Origin of the sequence: Brevibacillus sp., assembly GCF_003521185.1 — a bacterium.
Taxonomy (GTDB): domain Bacteria; phylum Bacillota; class Bacilli; order Brevibacillales; family Brevibacillaceae; genus Brevibacillus; species Brevibacillus parabrevis.
In genome coordinates this window covers 1-21,281 of the sequence record NZ_DOTK01000057.1, presented here as the reverse complement: position 1 = coordinate 21,281, position 21,281 = coordinate 1, and the positions used below count along the sequence as shown (strand labels likewise).

19 protein-coding genes are annotated in these 21,281 nt (G+C 50.7%); 6 read left to right on the top strand and 13 right to left on the bottom strand.

Translation table 11 applies throughout. The features are described from left to right. Positions 1–5: 5 nt before the first annotated feature. Positions 6–1,478 carry an Asp-tRNA(Asn)/Glu-tRNA(Gln) amidotransferase subunit GatA gene (gene gatA, locus DEP07_RS17845; RefSeq protein ID WP_173597859.1) on the bottom strand — a complete coding sequence of 491 codons (1,473 nt, stop codon included), beginning with the start codon at positions 1,476–1,478 and terminating at the stop codon, positions 6–8. 33 nt (positions 1,479–1,511) lie between these two features. Next, positions 1,512–1,802, bottom strand: coding sequence for an Asp-tRNA(Asn)/Glu-tRNA(Gln) amidotransferase subunit GatC (gatC, locus tag DEP07_RS17840; protein ID WP_122965529.1), 291 nt, complete (start codon positions 1,800–1,802; stop codon positions 1,512–1,514). A 435-nt stretch (positions 1,803–2,237) separates the two neighbouring features. On the opposite strand from gatC, the gene DEP07_RS17835 reads away from it, so the two are divergent. The 3 genes from DEP07_RS17835 to DEP07_RS17825 are packed head-to-tail and all read left to right on the top strand — an operon-like array spanning position 2,238 to position 3,560. Further along, positions 2,238–2,657, top strand: a complete 420-nt coding sequence (locus DEP07_RS17835; protein WP_217022562.1) for a matrixin family metalloprotease — start codon at positions 2,238–2,240, stop codon at positions 2,655–2,657. After that, the gene (locus DEP07_RS17830) at positions 2,647–3,222 is read left to right on the top strand and encodes a hypothetical protein (protein WP_287102823.1); all 576 of its coding nucleotides are present in this window, start codon (positions 2,647–2,649) and stop codon (positions 3,220–3,222) included. Before DEP07_RS17835 ends, DEP07_RS17830 begins: the two co-directional genes overlap by 11 nt. A 35-nt stretch (positions 3,223–3,257) precedes the next feature. Continuing rightward, entirely contained in the window at positions 3,258–3,560 is a 303-nt protein-coding gene (locus tag DEP07_RS17825; RefSeq protein ID WP_122965532.1) for a hypothetical protein, read from the top strand. 161 nt (positions 3,561–3,721) lie between these two features. Here the strand turns inward: DEP07_RS17825 and asd are convergent, their stop codons facing one another. Continuing rightward, positions 3,722–4,573, bottom strand: coding sequence for an archaetidylserine decarboxylase (gene asd, locus DEP07_RS17820; RefSeq protein WP_122965533.1), 852 nt, complete (start codon positions 4,571–4,573; stop codon positions 3,722–3,724). 174 nt (positions 4,574–4,747) lie between these two features. On the opposite strand from asd, the gene DEP07_RS17815 reads away from it, so the two are divergent. Then, positions 4,748–5,671, top strand: a complete 924-nt coding sequence (locus DEP07_RS17815) for a sensor domain-containing diguanylate cyclase (RefSeq protein WP_217022572.1) — start codon at positions 4,748–4,750, stop codon at positions 5,669–5,671. Between the two features lie 100 nt (positions 5,672–5,771). On the opposite strand, the gene DEP07_RS17810 is transcribed toward DEP07_RS17815, so the two are convergent. From DEP07_RS17810 to DEP07_RS17780, 7 genes are all read right to left on the bottom strand, one after another. Beyond that, positions 5,772–6,716 carry an MraY family glycosyltransferase gene (locus DEP07_RS17810; RefSeq protein WP_287102822.1) on the bottom strand — a complete coding sequence of 315 codons (945 nt, stop codon included), beginning with the start codon at positions 6,714–6,716 and terminating at the stop codon, positions 5,772–5,774. Positions 6,717–6,867: 151 nt separating this feature from the next. Next, on the bottom strand, positions 6,868–8,415 hold the full coding sequence (gene pruA / locus DEP07_RS17805) for an L-glutamate gamma-semialdehyde dehydrogenase (RefSeq protein WP_122965535.1): 1,548 nt from the start codon (positions 8,413–8,415) through the stop codon (positions 6,868–6,870). A 274-nt stretch (positions 8,416–8,689) separates the two neighbouring features. Beyond that, entirely contained in the window at positions 8,690–9,757 is a 1,068-nt protein-coding gene (locus DEP07_RS17800; RefSeq protein WP_287102821.1) for a CamS family sex pheromone protein, read from the bottom strand. Between the two features lie 32 nt (positions 9,758–9,789). Then, positions 9,790–10,644, bottom strand: coding sequence for a WD40/YVTN/BNR-like repeat-containing protein (locus DEP07_RS17795; protein WP_233454105.1), 855 nt, complete (start codon positions 10,642–10,644; stop codon positions 9,790–9,792). 82 nt (positions 10,645–10,726) lie between these two features. Then, entirely contained in the window at positions 10,727–12,745 is a 2,019-nt protein-coding gene (gene ligA / locus DEP07_RS17790) for an NAD-dependent DNA ligase LigA (protein ID WP_287102818.1), read from the bottom strand. 41 nt (positions 12,746–12,786) lie between these two features. Next, a complete protein-coding gene (pcrA, locus tag DEP07_RS17785) occupies positions 12,787–15,129 on the bottom strand; it encodes a DNA helicase PcrA (protein WP_122965538.1) in 2,343 nt (780 codons plus the stop codon). A 100-nt stretch (positions 15,130–15,229) separates the two neighbouring features. Next, positions 15,230–16,030: a VanW family protein gene (locus DEP07_RS17780; RefSeq protein ID WP_122965539.1), complete on the bottom strand. Its 801-nt coding sequence runs from the start codon at positions 16,028–16,030 to the stop codon at positions 15,230–15,232. Positions 16,031–16,192: 162 nt separating this feature from the next. Here DEP07_RS17780 and DEP07_RS17775 point away from each other — a divergent pair, with 162 nt between their 5' ends. Beyond that, on the top strand, positions 16,193–17,290 hold the full coding sequence (locus tag DEP07_RS17775) for a DUF418 domain-containing protein (protein WP_287102826.1): 1,098 nt from the start codon (positions 16,193–16,195) through the stop codon (positions 17,288–17,290). Between the two features lie 117 nt (positions 17,291–17,407). Here the strand turns inward: DEP07_RS17775 and DEP07_RS17770 are convergent, their stop codons facing one another. From DEP07_RS17770 to DEP07_RS17760, 3 genes are all read right to left on the bottom strand, one after another. After that, positions 17,408–18,646: a PqqD family protein gene (locus DEP07_RS17770; protein WP_348521718.1), complete on the bottom strand. Its 1,239-nt coding sequence runs from the start codon at positions 18,644–18,646 to the stop codon at positions 17,408–17,410. A gap of 27 nt (positions 18,647–18,673) precedes the next feature. Beyond that, positions 18,674–19,837 carry a HesA/MoeB/ThiF family protein gene (locus DEP07_RS17765; protein ID WP_287102817.1) on the bottom strand — a complete coding sequence of 388 codons (1,164 nt, stop codon included), beginning with the start codon at positions 19,835–19,837 and terminating at the stop codon, positions 18,674–18,676. 405 nt (positions 19,838–20,242) lie between these two features. Continuing rightward, positions 20,243–20,941, bottom strand: coding sequence for a hypothetical protein (locus tag DEP07_RS17760; RefSeq protein WP_287102815.1), 699 nt, complete (start codon positions 20,939–20,941; stop codon positions 20,243–20,245). A 115-nt stretch (positions 20,942–21,056) separates the two neighbouring features. Here DEP07_RS17760 and DEP07_RS17755 point away from each other — a divergent pair. Next, positions 21,057–21,281: hypothetical protein (locus tag DEP07_RS17755; protein ID WP_287102813.1), on the top strand; the 225-nt coding region annotated here is incomplete at its 3' end.

The window sequence follows — 21,281 nt, the reverse complement described above, 5'->3', positions numbered from 1 at the left end:
GCCTTTTACCCCCTCACCCATTCCGGCTTGCGCTGGCTGTAGCCTGCTGCCTGCTCATAAGCATGTGCTACGCGCAAGACAGTGGATTCGTCAAACGCACGACCCACGATCTGCAAGCCGATCGGCAGACCGTTTTGGGAAAAGCCGCACGGTACGCTGATCGCTGGCAGTCCAGCCAGGTTGACAGGTACGGTGCAAATGTCTTCCAGGTACATTTTGACCGGATCGTTGGCGTTTTCGCCGATTTTGAAAGCCGTGGACGGCGTCGTCGGATGCAAAATCACATCGAAATCGGCAAAAATGTTGGTAAAGTCCTGGATGATCAGCGTGCGAACTTGCTGCGCTTTTTTGTAGTACGCGTCATAGTAGCCGGACGAAAGCGCATAAGTACCGAGCATGATGCGGCGTTTTACTTCCGGACCGAAGCCTTGGCTGCGGGATTCTTTGTACAGCTCAATCAAGTTGGACGCATTGTCTGCGCGCACACCGTAGCGTACGCCGTCAAAACGGGCCAGGTTGGACGATGCCTCCGAAGAGGACAGCAAGTAATAGGCTGGAACCGCGTATTCGGTATGCGGCATGGAAACTTCGCTCCATGTTGCGCCCAAGCTTTCCAGCTGTTTCAGGGCAGCAAGCACAGCCTCGCGCACCTCTGTGTCGATGCCTTCCCCGATCAGCTCTTTTGGCACCCCGATGCGCAAACCTTTTACATCGCCAGTGAGCGCGGAGAGATAGTTCGGCACTTCTACATTTGCAGAAGTGGAGTCGAACTCATCGTGTCCGGCAATCGCTTGCAGCACGTATGCCGCATCCTCCACGTTTTTCGTAACCGGGCCGATCTGGTCGAGCGAAGACGCAAATGCGACCAAACCGAAGCGGGATACGCGCCCGTAAGTAGGCTTCAGGCCGACAACGCCGCAAAAAGCAGCCGGCTGGCGAATCGAGCCGCCCGTATCCGATCCGAGCGTAAAGTAGAAGTGACGGGCAGCCATCGCCGCAGCAGAACCGCCGGACGAGCCGCCTGGCACGTAATCGGTGTTCCACGGGTTTTTCGCCGGGAAGAAGCCGGAGTTTTCATTGGAGCCGCCCATGGCGAACTCGTCCATGTTCAGCTTCGCCACGATCACAGCATCCGCTTCCTTCACTTTTTTGGAAGCCGTTCCGTCATGCACAGGATCGTAGTTGGCCAAAAATTTGCTGGCGCAAGTGGTGCGGATGTCTTTGGTGATCAGGTTGTCTTTCAGACCCGCCGGCATCCCGAAAAGCAGGCCCAACTCCTCATTTTCCTTCACCAGACGCTCGTCCAGCTGGCGAGCATGGGCAAGCGCTCCCTCCTCATCCACATGCAGGACGGATTTGATCTTGTCATCGTGCTCCTTGATGCTTGCGATGGAAGCCTGCACCAGATCCGTTACCGAAAGCTCTTTTGCGCGCAGAGCGCTATGTATTTCCGACAATCGCTTGTCAAACAGCGACACAGTGGGTTCCTCCCTTCTCGTTCTCCTGACCCGTTATTCGAATACAGCAGGCACCTTGAACTGCCCGTCTTCGTGGTCCGGTGCGTTTTTCAGCACTTCTTCGCGCGGCAGGGACGGTCTGTTGACGTCCTCGCGCATCACGTTTTTCACGTCTGTAGCGTGGCTGGTCGGCTCGACATTGGATGTATCCAGTTCGTTGAGCTTCGCCGCAAACTCCAAAATCGCGTTCAAGTCTTTTGTGTATTGCAGAGCCTCGTCTTCCGTCAGCTGCAAACGGGCCAGATTGGCAACATGCTCTACTTCTTTGCGAGTGATGGCACTCATCTCTTCCACCTCCGAATCGTATCACATAACTTTGATCTTACTTGAAAACAGCGGGTTCAGTCAATTTTCGCGGGGATTGGGCTTTGGAGAAATATTTTTTGTCGAAAAATTAAAATATAGAAGCTGACCTTTAAAACCTTATTATTTGGTCGGAATCAATCAATAAATTTGCGTTCATCAAATTTAACTTCAATTGACAAAATCCTATATATTAATATATTTTACAAATATAACCATCAACTCAGGAGGATTAATAAATCAAGGGTAAGAAAATCCAAACTGTTAGGAATGTTTATAGGCAGCTTACTAATTGGTTACTCATCAGTATCGTTCGCGTACAATCTTGACCCTTATGGAGGTCACTGGGAAAAAGGAGTAGATTATACCTACTCGATTGCAAGTTCAATTTCAGATGAAGGTGTTGACTCAATCGTTTTGGCTTCTGATCAGTGGGATACGATTCGGAAAAAGAAGTTTTCCTTAGAATATAGTGGCGATAGAAATAAACAAAATAATCCGATGGAAAACATTAATGGAGAAAATGAAGTTTTTAAAATTGATATGGGAACTTCTCAAGCACCTGCAAATGCAAGGTGGAAATATTCAGGGGATATAATCACTGAAGGAGACATTATTTTAAACAGTTCACGCAATCTAAGTAATTCTTCCAAACCTTCTAAAACTGCATATCATGTACCGTCTATTATGGTACATGAATTTGGACATATCATCGGCTTAGATCATTCAGATAATAAAGATGCTGTCATGTATGTTTCTCCTGCGGGAACAGTCAAGTACCAGCTAGGAAAAGATGATATTAACGGGTTTAACTACAGGTTCTGCTATGGCGCTTAACCTACAGAACAACTCACCTACTGAAAGGATACACATCGCTTCTTATTTGGATACTTTCACCAATCAGGAATTAGCTTCTGGCGCCTCTCTAATTTTGGAAGGAACCGTTTTAGAAATTCACCCTGCAACGTGGAATACCCCGAGTGGAAGAATGCCAAAAGATATAAAATTAAACGATATTGTATACACTGATGTGAGTATTAAAATAGATACGATTTTAAAAGGAACTCCTAAATCAAATGACGTTGTTACAGTACGAGTATACAAAGGCGAAATACCCGGAGAATTTGCATTTAGTTCTGACACAGAAGCTGACTTCTCTAATAATGAAAAAGTACTTCTTTTCTTAATGGAAGATGACAGTATCTATAATAAAGACAAATCACAAAATCATTACGTTATTATGGGGCAATATCAAGGAAAGTACACTGTCGAACAAAAGAAAGTATCCAATTTTAAAAGTACATTGGACACAAAGTCCATTTATGAAGTCATTGAAAAACATAAAGACGACCCCACCCCTGAAATTTTAGTCAAGCAAGAAGGGGCCGAACTCGAAAAGTAATTTTATTCATAACTTGAATCAAAAGGAGGACGCATTTGAAAACAACACTTGTACTGCTACTGGCTATCATGATTTCTCTGCCACAAACTATTCCTTTGCCCAATCTTTTGTTCCCGAATCAGCATGAACAAATGCTGACACCAGAACAAGCCAAGCAAATTTTAACAACCCAGTTGACGAAAAACCCGGCGCTCGGACCAATTAAAATCACTGCTGTAACCTACTCCAATGGACAATACCATATTAGCTATACCCGTGAGTCCAACTGCGAAAGTGGTACACACATTATTAATGCCTATACGGGAGAAACCGTGGGTGGTACTCGGAACCAGTGCTAATTCAATATGGCGAGCTAGAAACAGTCTTTGATTAAAAAAGGAGCCCCTTATAAAAAGGGACTCCTTTTTCTCTTTTGTAAAACCAGCTTGATGTTTCCATGAGAGTAGGACTGACTGCTATGCTCAACAAAACGGCCATGCTCCCAGTTGAATAGTCACAACTATTCCTTCTCCGTCTCTATCGTCGCCAACACTTGCCCCATCAAGAGCGACTGGCCTTTTTCCACACGGTCTGCCCATTCCAGTTGGCTGGACTCCACGAGCAAAATGACCGTTGAACCAAACTCGAACCAGCCTAGCTCGCTGCCTTTTTCGTAATGCGGGGTGCCGATGATTGGTTCGTCCGTTTGTCGGCCGTGCTTGATGTTCGTCGTGGCTGTATTGTACGAGACTTTGACGCTGCCCACGAACAGCGCTCCGACCTTGACCAAAGCCATGCTGCCCAAACCATCTGTTTCGATGTAGGTCACGAGCCGCTCGTTGCGGGCAAACAGTCGCTCCACGTTTTCAATTCCGAGCTGATTGACCGGGTAGAGACGTCCAGGCAAGTAGCTGTACTTCACCAGATTCCCCGCCACTGGCATATGTATGCGGTGATAGTCGCGCGGGCTTAAATAGATTGTAATGAACTTTCCGCCGTAATAACGTTTCGCCTCTTGCTCCGAACCGCCGAGCAGTTCAGTCACTGTGAAATCTTTTCCTTTTGCCTGAATCAGCGTGCCTTCGCAGATGTCGCCGAGCTGGGAAACAGTCCCATCCACCGGGCTTACGACAACATCGTGTCCAGGGGCGATCGGTCTTGCTTCCGGTTTCAGGCGGCGCGTAAAAAATTCCTTGAGAGTCCGGTATTCCGATACGGGCTTTTCTATGATGGAAAAATCGATTTTATAGTGACGGATGTATCGCTGAATGGCTAATCGACTGAAGCGAGAAGCAGTAATTTTTCCCATGGTCCTCGACATCGCGTTTTGCGGCAGGCGATGGATCAGACCGGGCAGCAGCTTTTTGCGCATAAGTGGAACTCCTTAATCATTTTCGATTAGACAGCTAGTGAGAGAATACCCTTACTTTACCACTTCCACTTGCAGCCAGTAAACCCCGCACTATTACCAACGTCTCATCATTTTCTTGGCCTGCCTTGCTATACTATAATATAGGGACAAGCCTACAATCAGGAGACCACAGATATGGCGAAGCTTGATATTACAACACTCATCAGTCAGCACAGCGACATCTTGACCAGTTTGTTTCATCACATGTCGGATATGTTTTTCCTTATGGCTGTGGAAAAAAACGCCAGAGGGGCTTACCAGTTCCGGTATGTCTTGATGAATCCTGCCGCCATGAAAGGATCAGGTCTTACCGAGGATTGCTACGGGAAGCTGATTGAAGAAGTTTACCCGCAGGAAAAGGCTGACTTGCTCAACAGCATGTACAGCCAAACCGTTGAAGGCGCCAGTCCCACTCATTTCACAACGAACGGCCACATGGTCGGTGAATCCATCCTCTCGCCTGTCTTCAACAACGAAGGGCTATGCACACACGTCTTTTCTGTTACCCGCGACATTACCGAACGCAAAAAACTGGAGTGGCAGCTTGAGCACATGGCTTACCACGATATGCTCACAGGCTTGCCTAACAGGCGCCTTCTTTACAACAACCTCCAGGAAGCGATGGAACGCGCCGAGGCGTCTGGAGAGATGGTAGCAGCGCTGTACATCGACTGTGACCATTTTAAACAGATCAACGATACATGGGGTCACGATATTGGCGACGTTTTTTTGCAAATGCTGGCCAAGCGTCTCAAATCGTGCGTTCGCGATCAGGATACCGTCGCCCGCTTGGGGGGAGACGAGTTTGTCGTCATTCTCACAGCCATCGACAGCGAACGTCAGGCCGAAAAAGTGGCGACGCGCATCCTGCGTTCGCTCCAGCAGCCGTGGAGCTACGAGGACAAGACGTTTCACTTTACCTCCAGTATCGGAATTGCTCTTTTCCCTGCCTCTGCGAAAGAAGCGGACCAGTTGCTGAGCAACGCCGACAAGGCTTTGTATAAAGCAAAAGCAACAGGCCGCAACCAGTTCTTTTTCTTCGATCCTGCCGAAGACTAGAGATCGAATGTCCATTCCTTTTGTCTTGGCTGCGCCATCCTTTTTGGCGGGCACTCTCTTGCTCAATTGCTTTATCCAAATAAAGCAATGCTGCACTGCTTTATCCGTACAAAAACAGGAACACCGCAAGTCCCGAGAACAGCAGGCTGACCAAATACAGGACGACAACCGTTTGCTTGGCTGTCAGGCCAAACGACATCAAGCGATGGTGAACATGTCTCCGATCAGCCTGATACATAGGCGACCCCGCCAACAACCGACTGATCATCACCTGCATCGTATCCATCACAGGCAAGCCGAGTGCCAGAACCGTCACGACCAGCGAAATGAGCGTGGCCCCTTTCATCGTTCCTTCCAGCGATATTACCGCCAGCGCAAAGCCCAGAAACATCGACCCGGCGTCTCCCATGAATATTTTGGCCGGATAAAAATTGAAGCGCAAAAAAGCGAGCGCTGCCCCTGCCAACGCAACGGCCAGCAATGCCGTGACTTCCTGCCCCTTGAACATCGACAAAAAAAACAAGGTGATGGCTGAAAAGGCTGTCGCTCCCGCCGCAAGCCCGTCTACTCCGTCCAAAAAATTTACCATATTGATCAGTCCAACAATCCACAGCACCGTTGCCAACAAAGACAAAAACACAGGGAACGAGACATAAGAACCATCTTCAGCCCCAAGCCAGGTCAGGCTGATCCCGCGAAACCGGATTTCGAGCAAAAAGGCGAGGACAGCGACCGCTACTTGAACGAGCAACTTCGGCAGCGCAGGAAAATCTTTTTGCTGCGCTTTGTACATATCGTCCACCCAGCCAATCGCCACCAGCAGAACGCCGCCGACTGCCAAAACTGCCACCGTTTTTTGCGCCCCTGCAAAAAAACTTGTCACCAGCAGCAGTCCGACAAACATCGCCAGCCCGCCAGATAGCGGCATTGGCTTGCTGTGCCCTTTTCTTCCCCTGGGCATGTCCAGCAGCTTTGTTTTCCACGCCAGCCGATACGCAAGCGGCATCAGCAAGTACACGAGAAAAAACGTCGAGAGCCCTGACACAATGTAAGTAAACAGCTACCCTCACCTGCCCGCACATCATTTCTTACCTCTTAGTGTGGACAAAATGAGCGTGAGAAAACTTGGTTTCCTCAATCTTTTTGCGACAAAAAAAGCCGCCCCCGTGTGGGGGCAGCTTTGGTATTGCGTTTTCTTACATTTTTTCGGAAACCATTTTCGCTTGGGTGAAGAGCAACAGGTAGTCTGGTCCGCCCGCTTTAGAGTCAGTACCGGACATGTTGAATCCGCCGAACGGATGCACGCCAACCAAAGCGCCTGTGCACTTACGGTTGAAGTACAGGTTGCCCACGTGGAACTCTTCGCGAGCGCGCTCCAGGTGTGCACGGTTGCGGCTGATTACAGCGCCAGTCAAGCCGTACTCGGTGTTGTTCGCGATTTCCAGAGCATGGTCGAAATCGTTGGCTTTGCAGAATGCTACTACTGGACCAAAGATTTCTTCTTGCATCACGCGAGCTTGCGGATCTACGTCAGCAAATACGGTTGGCTTGATGAAGTAGCCTGTTTCCGGGCCTTTTTCGCCACCCGCAACCAGTTTGCCTTCTGTTTTTCCGATCTCGATGTATTCGAGAATTTTGTTGTAAGCTTTCTCGTCGACAACTGGACCTGTGTAGAACTCGTTTGTTCTTACGTCGCCTACAGTCAGTTGGTTAGTCAGCTCAACTACGCGACCCAGCACTTGATCGTACACGTCTTGGTGAACGATTGCGCGGGAGCAAGCAGAACATTTTTGACCGGAGAAGCCGAATGCGGAAGCTACGATGGATTGTGCAGCCAACTCGATATCGCAGTCGTTGTCTACCACGATGGAGTCTTTACCGCCCATTTCCGCTACCAGACGCTTCATCCATTTTTGACCTGGACGATGTTTCGCAGCCAGTTCGTTGATGCGCAGACCTACGTCGCGGGAACCAGTGAAGCTGATGAAGCGAGTCAGCGTGTGTTCTACGAGGAAGTCGCCGATTTCGCTGCCGGAACCTGGCACGAAGTTCACTACGCCTGCTGGTACGCCAGCGTCTTCGAGGATTTCCATGAATTTCGCTGCGATTACTGGTGTAGTGGAAGCAGGTTTCAGTACAACTGTGTTACCAGCTACGAGAGCTGCAGTTGTCATACCAGCCATGATCGCCAGAGGGAAGTTCCATGGCGGGATTACTACGCCAACACCGAGTGGAATGTAGTACAGTTCGTTGTCTTCATCCGGGATGCGTGGCAGGTCATGGCGTTGGGACAGCTTATCCATTTGACGGCCATAGTATTCCATGAAGTCGATTGCTTCTGCTGTGTCAGCGTCAGCTTCTGCCCAGCTTTTACCTGCTTCTTTTACCAGCCAAGCGGAGAACTCATGCTTGCGGCGACGCAGGATTGCTGCTGCTTTATAGAGGTAACGGGAACGCGCACCGGCAGGAACCTTTTTCCATGTTTCGAAAGTGCTGGCTGCTGTTTGGATCGCTTTTTCAGCCAGCGCCTGGTCTGCCTGGGACACAACGCCCACGACTTGTTCTTTATTGGAAGGGTTGAAGGAGCTGGATTTTTTCTCGGTTGTGATGCGCTCTCCACCAATGATGAGAGGGTACTCGCGGCCAAGCTCGCTTTCTACTTTGGCGAGTGCTTCTTCAAATGCCTTTTTATTTTCTGGCAGGCCAAAATTAGTAAACGCCTCGTTTTTGAATTCAACTTGCATTTGGTGACGCCTCCTTATCGTTTTCTTCCTAAGATCACTTATAAAACATATGCAAGGATCATACCAACTACTACTGAGAAGCCCGACCCCGATAGTGTTTGCATTTTTCCGCGAAAAACAACAGCCAACTTCAGAAAACGGGACCTTACACTTTTGTTCACACTTTGTTCAACCGTATACACTTATGTGCAATCTCCTCTGGCTTCTGCACAAAAACCCCGATCCACACCTGGAGAGGTGCACATCGGGGCCGCTTCCTACTATTGGCTACTGTCTACTGGCGATACAGATGCATGTACGGTTCGCCAGATGTCGGTCGAATATAAATGGCCAGCGGCTTGTTCATCGATTGGACGTACAAGTTGACGTGGACGCTTTTGTCGAACAACTGATTGATGCTTCCGGCTGCGTACTGCGTGAACTGCAAAACTTCTGTCCGCGAGTCATACTCCGCCGTCGCCGTAATCGTCAGCTCCGTCAGTCTGCCGTCCATGAATCGGCCAACGCCTGTCATGCCGACATACTCTCCGAAATACGCCTGTGCTTGCCTCATCAGCTTATCGTACTGCAACGACTGCTGCGGATATTTTTTCTCTACATCCGCGCTCGGGAACAGGAAAAACTCCTCTTCAATCGGCTGCCACTTCGATACGGCCGATTCGCTCGCTCCCACTGTACCCGACATGATGAAATGCCCTGGCACAAGCGAAGAGTTCGCTTCGGGAACCTGATACAGCAAAATCAGCATCGGCACATTCGGAGTGCTCACCCGCAGCGTCGCGACGATACTGGCGGCAAGCTGCTGCCCTTTTGCTTGCAGCTCCTGCTGTGTGTACACCATTTCCTTGCCAGTTGCATCCTGGTAGTTCGGCGATACAGACAAGCCGAGCACCATTCCTGCCAGCTGCTTGTCTTTTTTGTTCAAGTAATCATGCTCCAGGACGTGAACCAAAATGCCGTTTTTCTGCTGGCCTTTCGTTCCATTCGCCTTTTCCTGGGCAATCCACTGCGTCACCTGTTCTTTTTTGACGACTTGACCTTCCTGAAAATAATACTGGGAGGTCGGAAACGTATCGCGGGCAAACTCCATCAAGCCAAGCTCCAGATGGCTGAAATCGATGCGGTATCGCGCACTGCTCAGCATGCCGCGCGTCTGGTTGGGCTTGTATGGAGTGATGCTGCCATAGTAATCCTCAGATACTTCCACTACTTCAGACAAGGACGGCGCGGTAGGCTCAGGCGACTTGTCCTTGCCCCCTGGCAGCAACGAACAACCAGAGACGGCAATCGCAAGCAAAAACGCGGCTGCGTACCTGCATCCTGTCAAAAACTTCGCTTTCATACGCTACTCCTTTTGTCCTGAAAAAAATGGGATCAGTTCCATTTGGTCCAGCGATTGCCGTTGAGCTTGTAGATCAACGCCGATTCGCCAATCCCTACCCATTTTGTATCGCCACCACCCGAGGCAATGACGATCAATTTTTCCGGCGAGCGAGCTTCGAGCAGATGCCACTCACCATCGTTTTTTTCATAGACACCTTTTTCGGTTGCGACAGCGAGAACGCCAGTATTTCTGTTGAGGGATAGCGAGTAAATCTGTTCTGCATCCGGAATCGCCTCTGTCTTCCACTGCCCTTCTTCATTATAGAGCAAGCTGAACTGTGCCGCTACATAGAGACGGTTCTCATTCGAGTCAAAATCCATGGCATATACTTCCTGATCCATCGGCTGCCAGAGCGTCCATGTATCGCCTTTGTCTGTGGATTGGTAGATGCCCTCGCCTGTTACAAACGCGAACAGACGAACTTTTTCCCCTTGGCGAACCCCAGTAAAGCTGCGGATATTTGCAGGCTCAGGCAAGCCTTTGCTGGAAGAAGTCCAGCTTTTCCCGCCATCTGCGGTGCGCAGGACTCCTTCACTGCCACCGACGTACATGTGGTGGGCGTCGCTCGGATCGACAAACCAGCCTACGACATCAATCTGCGCCAGCTCTGGCGACAGCAATCCCCACAAGGAACCCCCTGCGGAGCTGTACAGTCCGGCATGTGTGCCTACCCATACTTGTGCAGCGTCTGACGTCATCGCCAGATTATGAATGGTTTCTCCCTTTTCCAAAACATCCTGATAGGTCAAGTCACCCTTCAGAGCAGATGCAATAACCGAAGAGGTGGCGGGCTTCTCCTGAACGACGCCGCCATCGCTACAGCCGCTCAAGATCAGCATCGTCATTGCTCCAATTCCCCATCGCCTAAAGCCATTCATGCTCTTCACGTCCCTTCCCTTGCTCATCTGTCTGTCGCCACCGTTTTCTTTACAGTGTTGCTGTTTGAAGAACTTCCAGGAATCCGGCTTCATCCATAACAGCCACACCCAATTTTTCTGCTTTCTCCAGCTTGGAGCCAGCTTTTTCTCCCGCAATTACCAGATCGGTTTTCTTGCTGACGCTGCTCGTTACTTTGCCACCCAATCGGGCAATCGCTTCCTCTGCTTCCTGACGGGACATTTGGGTCAATGTTCCGGTCAGGACAATCGTTTTTCCGGAGAACGGCAAGTCGGCGCCACTCTCGACGCGAATGCCTTTGTACTCCATGTTCACTCCCGCTGCCTTCAATCTTTCGATGACGGCTTGTGCTTGCGGCTGAGCGAAATAGTTGATGAGACTCGCAGCCATTTTCGGGCCGATCTCGTTAATTTGCGTCAGTTCTTCTTCTGTCGCCTGCATGATGGCATCGATATGGCCAAAATGCTCGGCAAGCACCTTCGCCGCCTTTGCTCCGACCAGGCGGATGCCTAACCCGAACAGGACGCGTTCCAGCGAGTTTTCCTTGCTAGCTTCGATCGCTGCCAGCAAATTGTCTACCGACTTTTCGCCCATGCGCTCCATCCCCAGCAGCACATCGCGCTGCTGGTGCAAATAATACAGGTCAGCGACGCTGTGAATGATGTCGTCGCGGTACAGCTGAGCCACCACTTTTTCGCCCAGCCCGTCAATGTTCATCGCTGTGCGGGAAACAAAGTGGATCATGCCTTCACGGATCAATGCCGGACACATCGGGTTGATACAGCGCAAGGCCACTTCTTCCTCCAAGCGCACCAGCTCGCTGCCACACTCCGGACAATGCGTCGGCATGGCAAAAGGCACTTCGCTGCCCGTTCTGCGCTCCGGCAGCACCGCTATAATTTCCGGGATGATATCGCCTGCCTTTTTGACGACGACATGATCGCCGATCAGCAAGCCTTTTTCCCGGATGATGTCTTCGTTGTGCAAAGAAGCACGCTTTACTGTCGTGCCCGCCAAACTGACTGGCTTCAAAAGGGCCGTCGGTGTCACGCTTCCCGTTCTGCCTACGGACACTTCGATGCCTTCAAGCACCGTGACCGCTTCTTCCGCCGGAAACTTGTACGCGACCGCCCAGCGCGGGCTTTTTGCCGTAAAGCCCAGCTCTTCCTGCTGCGAATAGCTGTCCACTTTAATGACCATGCCGTCGATTTCATATGGCAAGGTCGGGCGTTTTTCTGTCCAGTTTTCAATGAAGGCGAGCAGCTCCTCGACGTCTTCGAATACGCGGCGCTCCTTGTTCACCTTGAAGCCTAGAGATTCGAGCAGGTCAAGCCCTTCGCTGTGGGACTCGACTGTCTCGCCCTGCAAGTCGCCAATCCCGTAAATAAAAGTGTCGAGCTGACGGGATGCAGCGATTTTCGGATCGAGCTGCCGCAGCGAGCCGGCTGCCGAGTTGCGCGGATTGGCAAACAGCGCTTCCCCGCGCTCCTCCCGCTCCCGGTTCAGCTTGTCGAAAGCAGCTTTTGGCATGTACGCCTCGCCTCGCACCTCCAAGGTCAGCGGCTTGGTCAGCTTGAGCGGAATCGAGCGGATCGTCTTCAAGTTCTGGGTGATGTCCTCGCCTGTGCTCCCGTCTCCACGAGTCGCTCCGCGCACAAACATACCGTTTTCGTAGTGCAAGGACACAGCAAGCCCATCGATTTTCAGCTCAGCCACATAGCGAACGGCCTGGCTCCCCACGGCCTGGCGGACACGGCGGTCAAAATCTCTGATGTCTGCTTCCCCAAAAGCGTTGCCAAGACTGAGCATCGGCGTCTTGTGTACGACTTTTTCAAAGAATGGCAAAGGCTCCCCCCCAACGCGCTGGGTGGGAGAATCCGGAGAAGCCAGTTCTGGAAACTGGTTTTCCAGTTCGGTAAGCTCCCGCATCAATTGATCGTATTCCTGATCGGAAATCTCAGGTCGATCCTGTTCATAGTAAAGACGGTTGTGCCGCTCAATTCGTTTCACCAATTCTTTGATTTTTGTTTCCGCCGTCAATCGATCCATCTCGTTCATCCTTTACTTTAGCGATAGTCTGCGCATTAGCATTACGCCCGCTGTATCGGCGCGAATTTCGCGAGCAGCTTCTTGATGCCAGTCGGGCTAGGGAATGCGATATCAAGCTCCATATCGTCACCCGCTCCTTTTACTTTCACGACAGTACCCATGCCCCACGTGCCGTGCTGCACCCTGTCTCCGACTTTCCAATCCACTCCTGCTCCCTGACCGTGTCCAGGCAGCTTGTCGCCAGCCTGCAACCCTGGACGAGTGAACGTTGCCGAGCCTCCTGTCGATCGTTGCGCCATTCCTGGCTTGGCGGAACCGAAGCCCCCTCCTGCTTGCGGGGAGGTCGAGCCGAACGATCTTGCCCCCATCTCGCGCTGACCAAATGCTCCGCCGCGGCCACCACCGCCAAAGCTTCGCTCTGCTGCGGCAGGGTTGCCTTCCAACAGCTCGGGCGGAATTTCCTGCAAAAATCGCGACGGCACACTTACGTTGGTTCGTCCAAACAGCGTCCGCATCCGCGCGCACGTCATGTACAGGCGCTCTTCTGCCCGGGTAATGCCTACGTACGCCAGACGACGCTCTTCTTCCATCTCGGTGTCGTCAAAAAGGGAGCGGCTGTGCGGGAACACGCCTTCCTCCAGCCCGACGAGAAACACTACCGGAAACTCCAGCCCTTTGGCGCTATGCAGCGTCATCAGCACAACTTGCCCGTCTGCGGCTACTACCTCTTCTTCCCCATCTTCGCCAAGCGAATCAATATCAGCGACAAGCGCCAAATCGGTCAAAAAGGCGAGCAGACTCTTGTCTTCATTTTTGCGCTCGAACTCCTGCGTAACAGACAGAAACTCCTCGATGTTCTCCAGACGCGCCTGCGCTTCCAGCGTCTTGTCTTCTTTCAGCGATTCACGATAGCCGGATCGCTTCAATACTTCCTCTACCAGCTCGGTCACGCTCAAATAGTCCGTCATCTGCATCAAATTGGTAATCAGATCGTTAAACGACAAAATCGCATTCGTCGTGCGGGACGGCAGGCCCATGTAAGCCGTCTCCTGAATGGCCTGGTACAGCGACTGGCCGTTTGCATTGGCGTACGCTTGCAGCTTGTCGACGGTCGTGTCACCGATGTTGCGCTTCGGCACATTGATAATGCGCTGCAAGCTGATATCGTCGTCCGGATTGGAAATCAGGCGCAAGTAGGCGAGAATGTCCTTGATCTCTTTGCGATCGTAGAACTTCGTGCCGCCGACGATGGTGTACGGAATGTTCGATTTGATGAACACATCCTCGACCACACGGGACTGGGCATTGGTCCGGTACAGAACGGCAAACTTGTCGTAGCGCTTGTACTTCGCCATCTGCTTGCGAATCGTATCGACGATAAAATACGCCTCGTCATGCTCGGAATCACCCTGGAAGCACATGATTTTTTCTCCGCCGGGGTTTTCCGTCCACAGTTTCTTTTCCTTGCGCAGCTTGTTGTTGGCGATGACCTGGTTCGCTGCTTGCAGGATCGTCTTGGTCGAGCGATAGTTTTGCTCCAGCTTGATCAGCTTTGCTTCCGGGTAGTCTTTTTCAAAGTTCAGGATGATGGAGATGTCCGCTCCCCGCCACTTGTAAATACTTTGGTCGGCATCCCCCACGCAGCAGACGTTGCGGAACTTGTCGGCCAGCATGGAAATCAAAAGATACTGGGCGCGGTTCGTATCCTGATACTCGTCGACGTGTATGTAGCGGAATTTTTTCTGGTAAAATTCCAGCACTTCCGGCACTTCCTTGAACAGGCGAACCGTCGTCATGATCAAGTCGTCGAAGTCCAGCGACTGGTTGCTTTTCAGCTTTTTCTGGTACGCTTCGTACACCTTGGCAGCCACCTGGGAAAACGGATCGCCCGCCAGTCTGGCAAAAGTCGCCGGGTCTGTCAGTTCGTTCTTCGCTCCGCTGATGGCAGCCAGGATGGACCGCGGCTCATATTGCTTCGGATCGATGTTCAGTTCCTTCAGGCACTGCTTGACGACAGACAACTGGTCGCCAGCGTCGAGAATGCTGAAGCTGCGGTTGATGCCAAGCCGGTCAATATCCCTGCGCAAAATTCGCACGCACAAGGAGTGAAACGTCGAAAGCCACGTATCCTGAGCCGCTGCACCGCCAATGATCGCCGCTACGCGGTTCTGCATCTCGCGCGCAGCCTTGTTGGTGAACGTAATCGCGAGAATGCTCCATGGCGCAACTTGCTTCACGCTGATGAGATAAGCAATCCGCTGTGTCAGCACCTTGGTCTTGCCGCTGCCCGCTCCGGCCAGAATCAGGACAGGACCTTCCGTGGTAAGTACGGCTTCCCGCTGTTCCGGGTTCAAGCCTGACGTAATTCGTTCTACTGAAGACATATGTATAAATCCACCTTTCCACGTTCCTATACGAGTGCATATGTTCCTATTTTCGCACAGATTGCACCTGAGTTCCAGTTCGTATACGGGAGAGGAAAGATCATCCTTTTGGCAAAAGCGGCTCGTACATGAGATAGGCGCGATTTTCCGTCAGCCACTGCTGTTCCAGCCACTCCCCGTCCTGGGCATACACATTGCGCCACAGTTGGTTGCTCCGCTCGTATCCGCCCCAGATCGAAGGGGTGATGGCATGCTCTTTCTCAATCATTTCATAGCTTCGTGTCGGCGGCATGTCAGCTCTCCATTCCCCCACCAGATGCGTGTCCGTCAGCCAGACACAAAGCTGGAAAGTTTGGTTCGTCCGGTTTTCAATCTGCAAATCGAGGTAGTTGTAAAAGCAAGTGGCGCCGCTTCCGAACGGCTGGGTTCTGTTCGCGTCGGGAAACACATCGTAGCTGTGGCGATGGCGTTCGGTCACGGTCAAAGGCGTGTGCAGTGCCATCCAGTACAGCAAGTTGGATAGCTGGCACAAACCGCCGCCAATCCCGGCTGTGACGCGACCATGCGAGAGCAGCATCCCCTCTACGTAGCCTTTTCTTTTTGTCGGCTTGCCAATCAGCTTCCAGTAGGAAAAAGTTTCGCCCGGCCGAATGATCACTCCGTGCAAACAGGCGGTCGCGAGGCGCAAATTTTTCACCTTGTTGTGCTGCATCCACATTTCTACATGCTGCAATTGGCGCAACAAAATAGTCTGATGGGAAAAATGGACATAAGGAAGCGGCTGGCTGCTTTTTTCCCGCGCCAATCTCGTTCGCCCAAACAGCCACTGCGCATGCCGCCTGCCGCGATAATAGGCAACTCCTGCGGCAAGCCGCCACTTTCCCCGGAGAATCGGCTTCATTTTCGCGCCTCCTTTCCTTCCTGATTTATACAAATAGACGAGGTGAGCAATCAGATAGTTGCGCTGGGAGCGAGCCTCTTACATTTTTGTAAGCAGAGCGTAATGCAAATCTCTTTCTCCCTTCCTCGCTGTGCGTTAGGATGAAGAGACGTCTGATTGGACATAAATCAAGGTACAAAGGAAGTGATCATTTTGACAGCGCTCGCTCCTACCGGGACACAGAGGATCGACACACTGGATACTGTACGCGGCTTCGCTTTGCTCGGAATCATCCTGGTCAACATTTTGCCGCTGCTTGACGTAAAGACTCCAACCCCTGGCAGCTTGGACGCCTGGCTGTTTCAGTTTTTCAATTTTGCTGTAGAATCGCGCTTTTTCGTGATTTTTTCGTTTCTGTTCGGAGTAGGCTTCCATCTGTTTGTCAGCCGGGCGAAAGCAAAAGGCGCCAACAGTACGGTTCTGTTTGTCCGCCGTCTGCTTGCGCTTCTGGCCTTCGGTTTTGTCCACAAAATGTTCCATCCGGGCGAAGCCCTGTTTATTTACGCGATCTTCGGCTTTATGCTCATGCCTTTTTACCGCTTGAAGGCGAGAACAAACCTGATTGTCGGGCTGATCCTCGCCATGTTCGTTTGCTCCACGGGCTTCAAGCCGATGTTGGTGCTGCCGCTGTTCATTCTCGGCCTGTCTGTCGGGCAATTCGGGGTATTCCAGGACATTCCCCGCTTTCTGCCTGCGATCAAAAAGGTTCAAGGCATCGCCTTTGTCCTTATGCTGGTCGGTCTGTACGCCCAGTATCATTTCCTTCCGGCTGACCCGTTTATGACAGCCAACATGATCGTTGTGGACGACATGTCCGAGGAACAATTGCTTGCGCTCACGTACTACACGATCGCCTTGACTTCGACCGGCTTTGTCATGTCAGCTTTTTACGTGACGACGCTAATCCGGCTTTTGCAGCACAGCGGTGTCCAAAAAGCATTGGCTCCGCTCACCAGCTACGGACGGATGGCCCTCACCAACTACGTGGGGCAAACGGTGCTGATCTTGGTCGGCGGCTACCTGTTCGGCTGGTACGGTACGCTCAGCTACTGGCAGTCCACGCTCTTTTGCCTCGGGATTTATGTCGGGCAAATGGCTTTCAGCATGCTGTGGCTGTCCGCCTTCCGCATGGGCCCGCTTGAGTGGATATGGCGCGTGTTCACTTATTTGCAAGTCACGCCGCTTCGCAAAGACAGCAACGGGAACCGCTCTTTAGCTTGATGTTCGATGACCGCTGCCTGCCAAAACAAAAAAGCGTAAAGAAACATCGCGTTTCTTTACACTCCTGTCAAAAGCGAATGTGTGGAGCAGGCCCCTTGCCGAAGGAGAGACGTTTGTTTACGCCTCCTGCAAGGATTTGGCCCGCTCCCGTTCGCTTTTTCTTTGTCGATAGGCGCGAAGCCACGACCAGCCTACGATGAAGAATGGAACCAACACGAGGATAATCAACAGGATGCCGTCCCAAAACTGCCACGAAGCGACGGAAGCGTGACGCATCTCATCGGCGATCTTCGCAATAAAATCAATCGCCATGCGCAGCTGGTACTGGACAAAAAACCAGATCGCCCAGACGGAACCGATCAAATACACCCAACTGTACCAACGGATGACCTGTTTTTCATGCAAGGAGACATACTCCCATTCCTCTTGCTCTTCCTGCGTCAACGACCGGATTTTGCTTTTCAGAAAAAGTCGCGTATTCATCAGCAGATTGGCGCAGCGAAAACGGGTGGCGAGCATGTAGTACACATCCGTTTGCATGAACACCATGAACTGAAACGCCAGCGCCATGAGCAAAATCACGTTAACCATGCGGATAAATGCCTGGATAAAAGGCAAGAGACTCACCCAGCCAGCGTCATGGGCGAAAAGCAGGATCACGCCGATCCCCCAAAATGTCGCGTCCCACGCCATTCCGGCCACAAACGCTTTGTAACGACGCCCCGGCTCCACCAGAACGATATTGGACATGTTCGTCTCCGCTACGGCAAAGACAAGCCGATGCCCCAGCCCGATGCGACTGCCGATGGAAAGCGACCGCGCCGCCAGCAAATGCGCCAGCTCATGAAAGAACAAAAACATCCAGATCGTCACAAACGAAGCCAGCACAGAAACGGTCACAGAAGTAGAGACAAAAATGTCGGAGTAGACCGGAATGTACTTGCCTGTGAAGGCGCACAGCAACACCCCGGCCAGAAATACACAGCCATACAGGCAAAAAGCTACACGGTTAAAGAAAAACTGTCCCGTCGCTTCCTTGATCCACGAAAAGTGGTCGACAACAGCAACCGGCTCGTTCACCACCTCGCCGTCTACCGTATGGACAAACTGGTAGGAAGCTGCGAGATCGTTGGCAAAGTCAAGCACGTCCACAGGCTCGCCCAGCCGTTCTTCCATGATCGTAGCGACTTCGTTTACGGTTTTGCCTTCATCAAGCAAATCGATGATTTCCACGCCAATAACCGGGAGTACAATAAAATTGCTGATATCGGTTCGCCCGATCAGCATCTCCTCTTCGTTTTCCGCCCGGCGCGCAAGCGGATGCATTTTGAGGACACTGTCGCCTGTCATCTTCACGCCAAAATCCCCTCCCTCTCTTCCGGATCAATGCCTCGCATTCACGTACACTTCGTTTGCCCTGACCTGAAAAATCGGCTCCTCGCCGTTGCCTTTTCCGCAAGTCGGACACGCTTGCTCGTTGCGCTCCCATTCGACGAACACTTTCTTTTCCAATGTGTTGAAATCAAACAACAGCAGTTTTCCTGCCGATTGCACAGGCGCGATTCCCGTCAAAAACCGGACGGCATCCGAAGCTATCATGGCGGTAATCATCATCGTATTCGGCGCGATCGTAGCAGTAGGCGGCCTGAACTCGGTGTTGAGCAAGTTTTCAATCAGCCGCACGTAATCTTCCACCTGTTCGGAGCGGTGCAAATGCATGCAGTCCAGGCATCCCGTTTTCCCTGGATCGACCAAGAAAAACTGCCCTTCGATCAAATTAAAGCCCCCGGCAATATACGGGATGCCCAGATTGACGCAAGCCCGGTTCACCCATCTTGGCAAGACGAAAAATGGCTGATCGGCTGCCAGTACGACGAGATCGCTCCCGGCGATGACCTGCTCCACATCTGCACTGGACCCGATTTGCATCGTCTCGGTTTCGATTGCCACCCCTGAATGCAGTCTGGCGATGAAATCCCGCGCTGCCTCCACTTTCAGACGGCCGACATCTGCCTCATTGAACAACATCTGGCGGTTCAGGTTGTTCAGCTCTACCCTGTCAAAATCAACAAGTTTGATCTGCTCGATTCCCACTCCGACCAGATTGGCGAGCACCGTTGAGCCGAAAGCGCCCATGCCGAGGATGGTCACTTTTTTTCCGCTCAGTTGCTCCTGTACATAACTCGGGCTTTGTTCCAGGTTGGTAAACAGCGAGAAAAAGCGGATGTTCGCCTTGTATCGCTCTTTTTGCGCCAGCGTCAGGCCAGAAGCTTCCTCCGCCGCCTGGTCCATAATAAAGCCCAGGCCTCCGAGGTCTTCTACTGCTTCCGCTATCTCCTCGCGAGTAAGCTCAGGATATTCGCCGAGCAAAGCGCTATGTATATCTTCAATCGTGCGCGTTCCGTCCATCAGCTTGACCATCTTGCGTATCGCTTTGTTCTCGTCATCCAGCTCGACGGAATACCCGGGAGCATCTCCCATGCGAATCGTCTGTTCTGTCACTTCATAGACAGGATGCACCGGTTTGAACAAAGGTCGACGTACCATATAAAAACACCTCCGGGATAAGGGCGCTTAATTAAGTAAGATGAAAAAAGGGAATAGCCCGAGTGCTATCCCCCCAATGCATTGTGATTAAGCTGCTACTGCAGTTGTGCGAACGCTCTCTACCTTTTTCGCTTGGATTTTCATAATTCAGTTCCTCCTCTCTATGTAAGAAAATACTGACAATTAGATTATATTTTGAAAAGTGTGAAAAATCTATAAATTTTTTCAAAAAAATCTATAAATGGTATTTTTATACTTGGTGCTAAAGAGAAAAATAGTTGAATTTTACCATTTTTAAAACCAGCTTTCAAAATCAACCTATGTTCTCTCTAAGAATAAAAAGCGCACGTATCAGGCCGCACTGCCCTAAGATACTTGCGCTTTTCGTGGAGCTTTTTCCATCTTTTATTTAACTTTGTAGCGAAGTCCCATATCGATAGCTTTACGAGCGTAATATTCCCATTCTTTCGATCCGGTATAAGATACCTCAAAACCTGCTGCAGTTAATGCCGACACACTGAAAGCTCCTGTTGCACTTGCAGAATTTGTGCTCTTATACGTAATGGTTGCACTGCCACTCACTTCGATTTCTTGAGTAGGGAATTTATCAGAAGTTGAGATTGCGACAATATCTTTATCTTCCAAAGTAGCAGAGTTGGAATTTGTGATCTTCATATTTTTGCTTTCAATCGAATTAATTTGTCTAAAGGAACCAGACGTATAGACTTTCAGCTTCGCGGATAATTCTGTATTTACCGGACCATCTTTTTTGTCTTTTTTAACAGTTACGGTCGTATATTCTCCAGAGGCAAGAGCGTTAATCCCTTTACCAATCACGGCAGGTAAAACTTCTTCGATAGTCTCCGAATATGTAGCTGTTACCTCACCACTTCTCTTGTCAATTATTTCGACGGTTGCCGTGTCCTCTGTTTCGCTACGGACCATTTCCACATCAGGAGTAAGTTGAATCTCCACAGTAGTCAATTTTAGCGGAACTTCCTGGATGCTTTCTGCCGCATGGGTCATTGACAATCCAGAGGCAGACAATAATACCGCCCCACATAGTACACTTGCGAACAACGACTTAATACCGAAGATTTTCACAAAACAACACTCTTCCAAAATTTTACTATTTTTTAATTATATAGTATAATCCGCAATGTGATGAGTCAATGAATTTTCGCTATTAATAACAAAAAATGCAAAAGGGTGACTTTTTATGGAAAAAATTGATTTCACGGAACTTCATCAATATTTCAATGACTTTTCAGCGAGTATCCGAGAGTCAGGAGACAAGACCAGCAGTTCGCTACTTGAAGTAAAGGGAGAACTTGCTGCTTTGAATGGAACGTTAACGACGACCAATTATCTGTTAATGGGAGTGTTGATTTTACAAGCATTTCTCATCGTTTTTATTTTATTGAAGGATTGTAATATGAAGTGC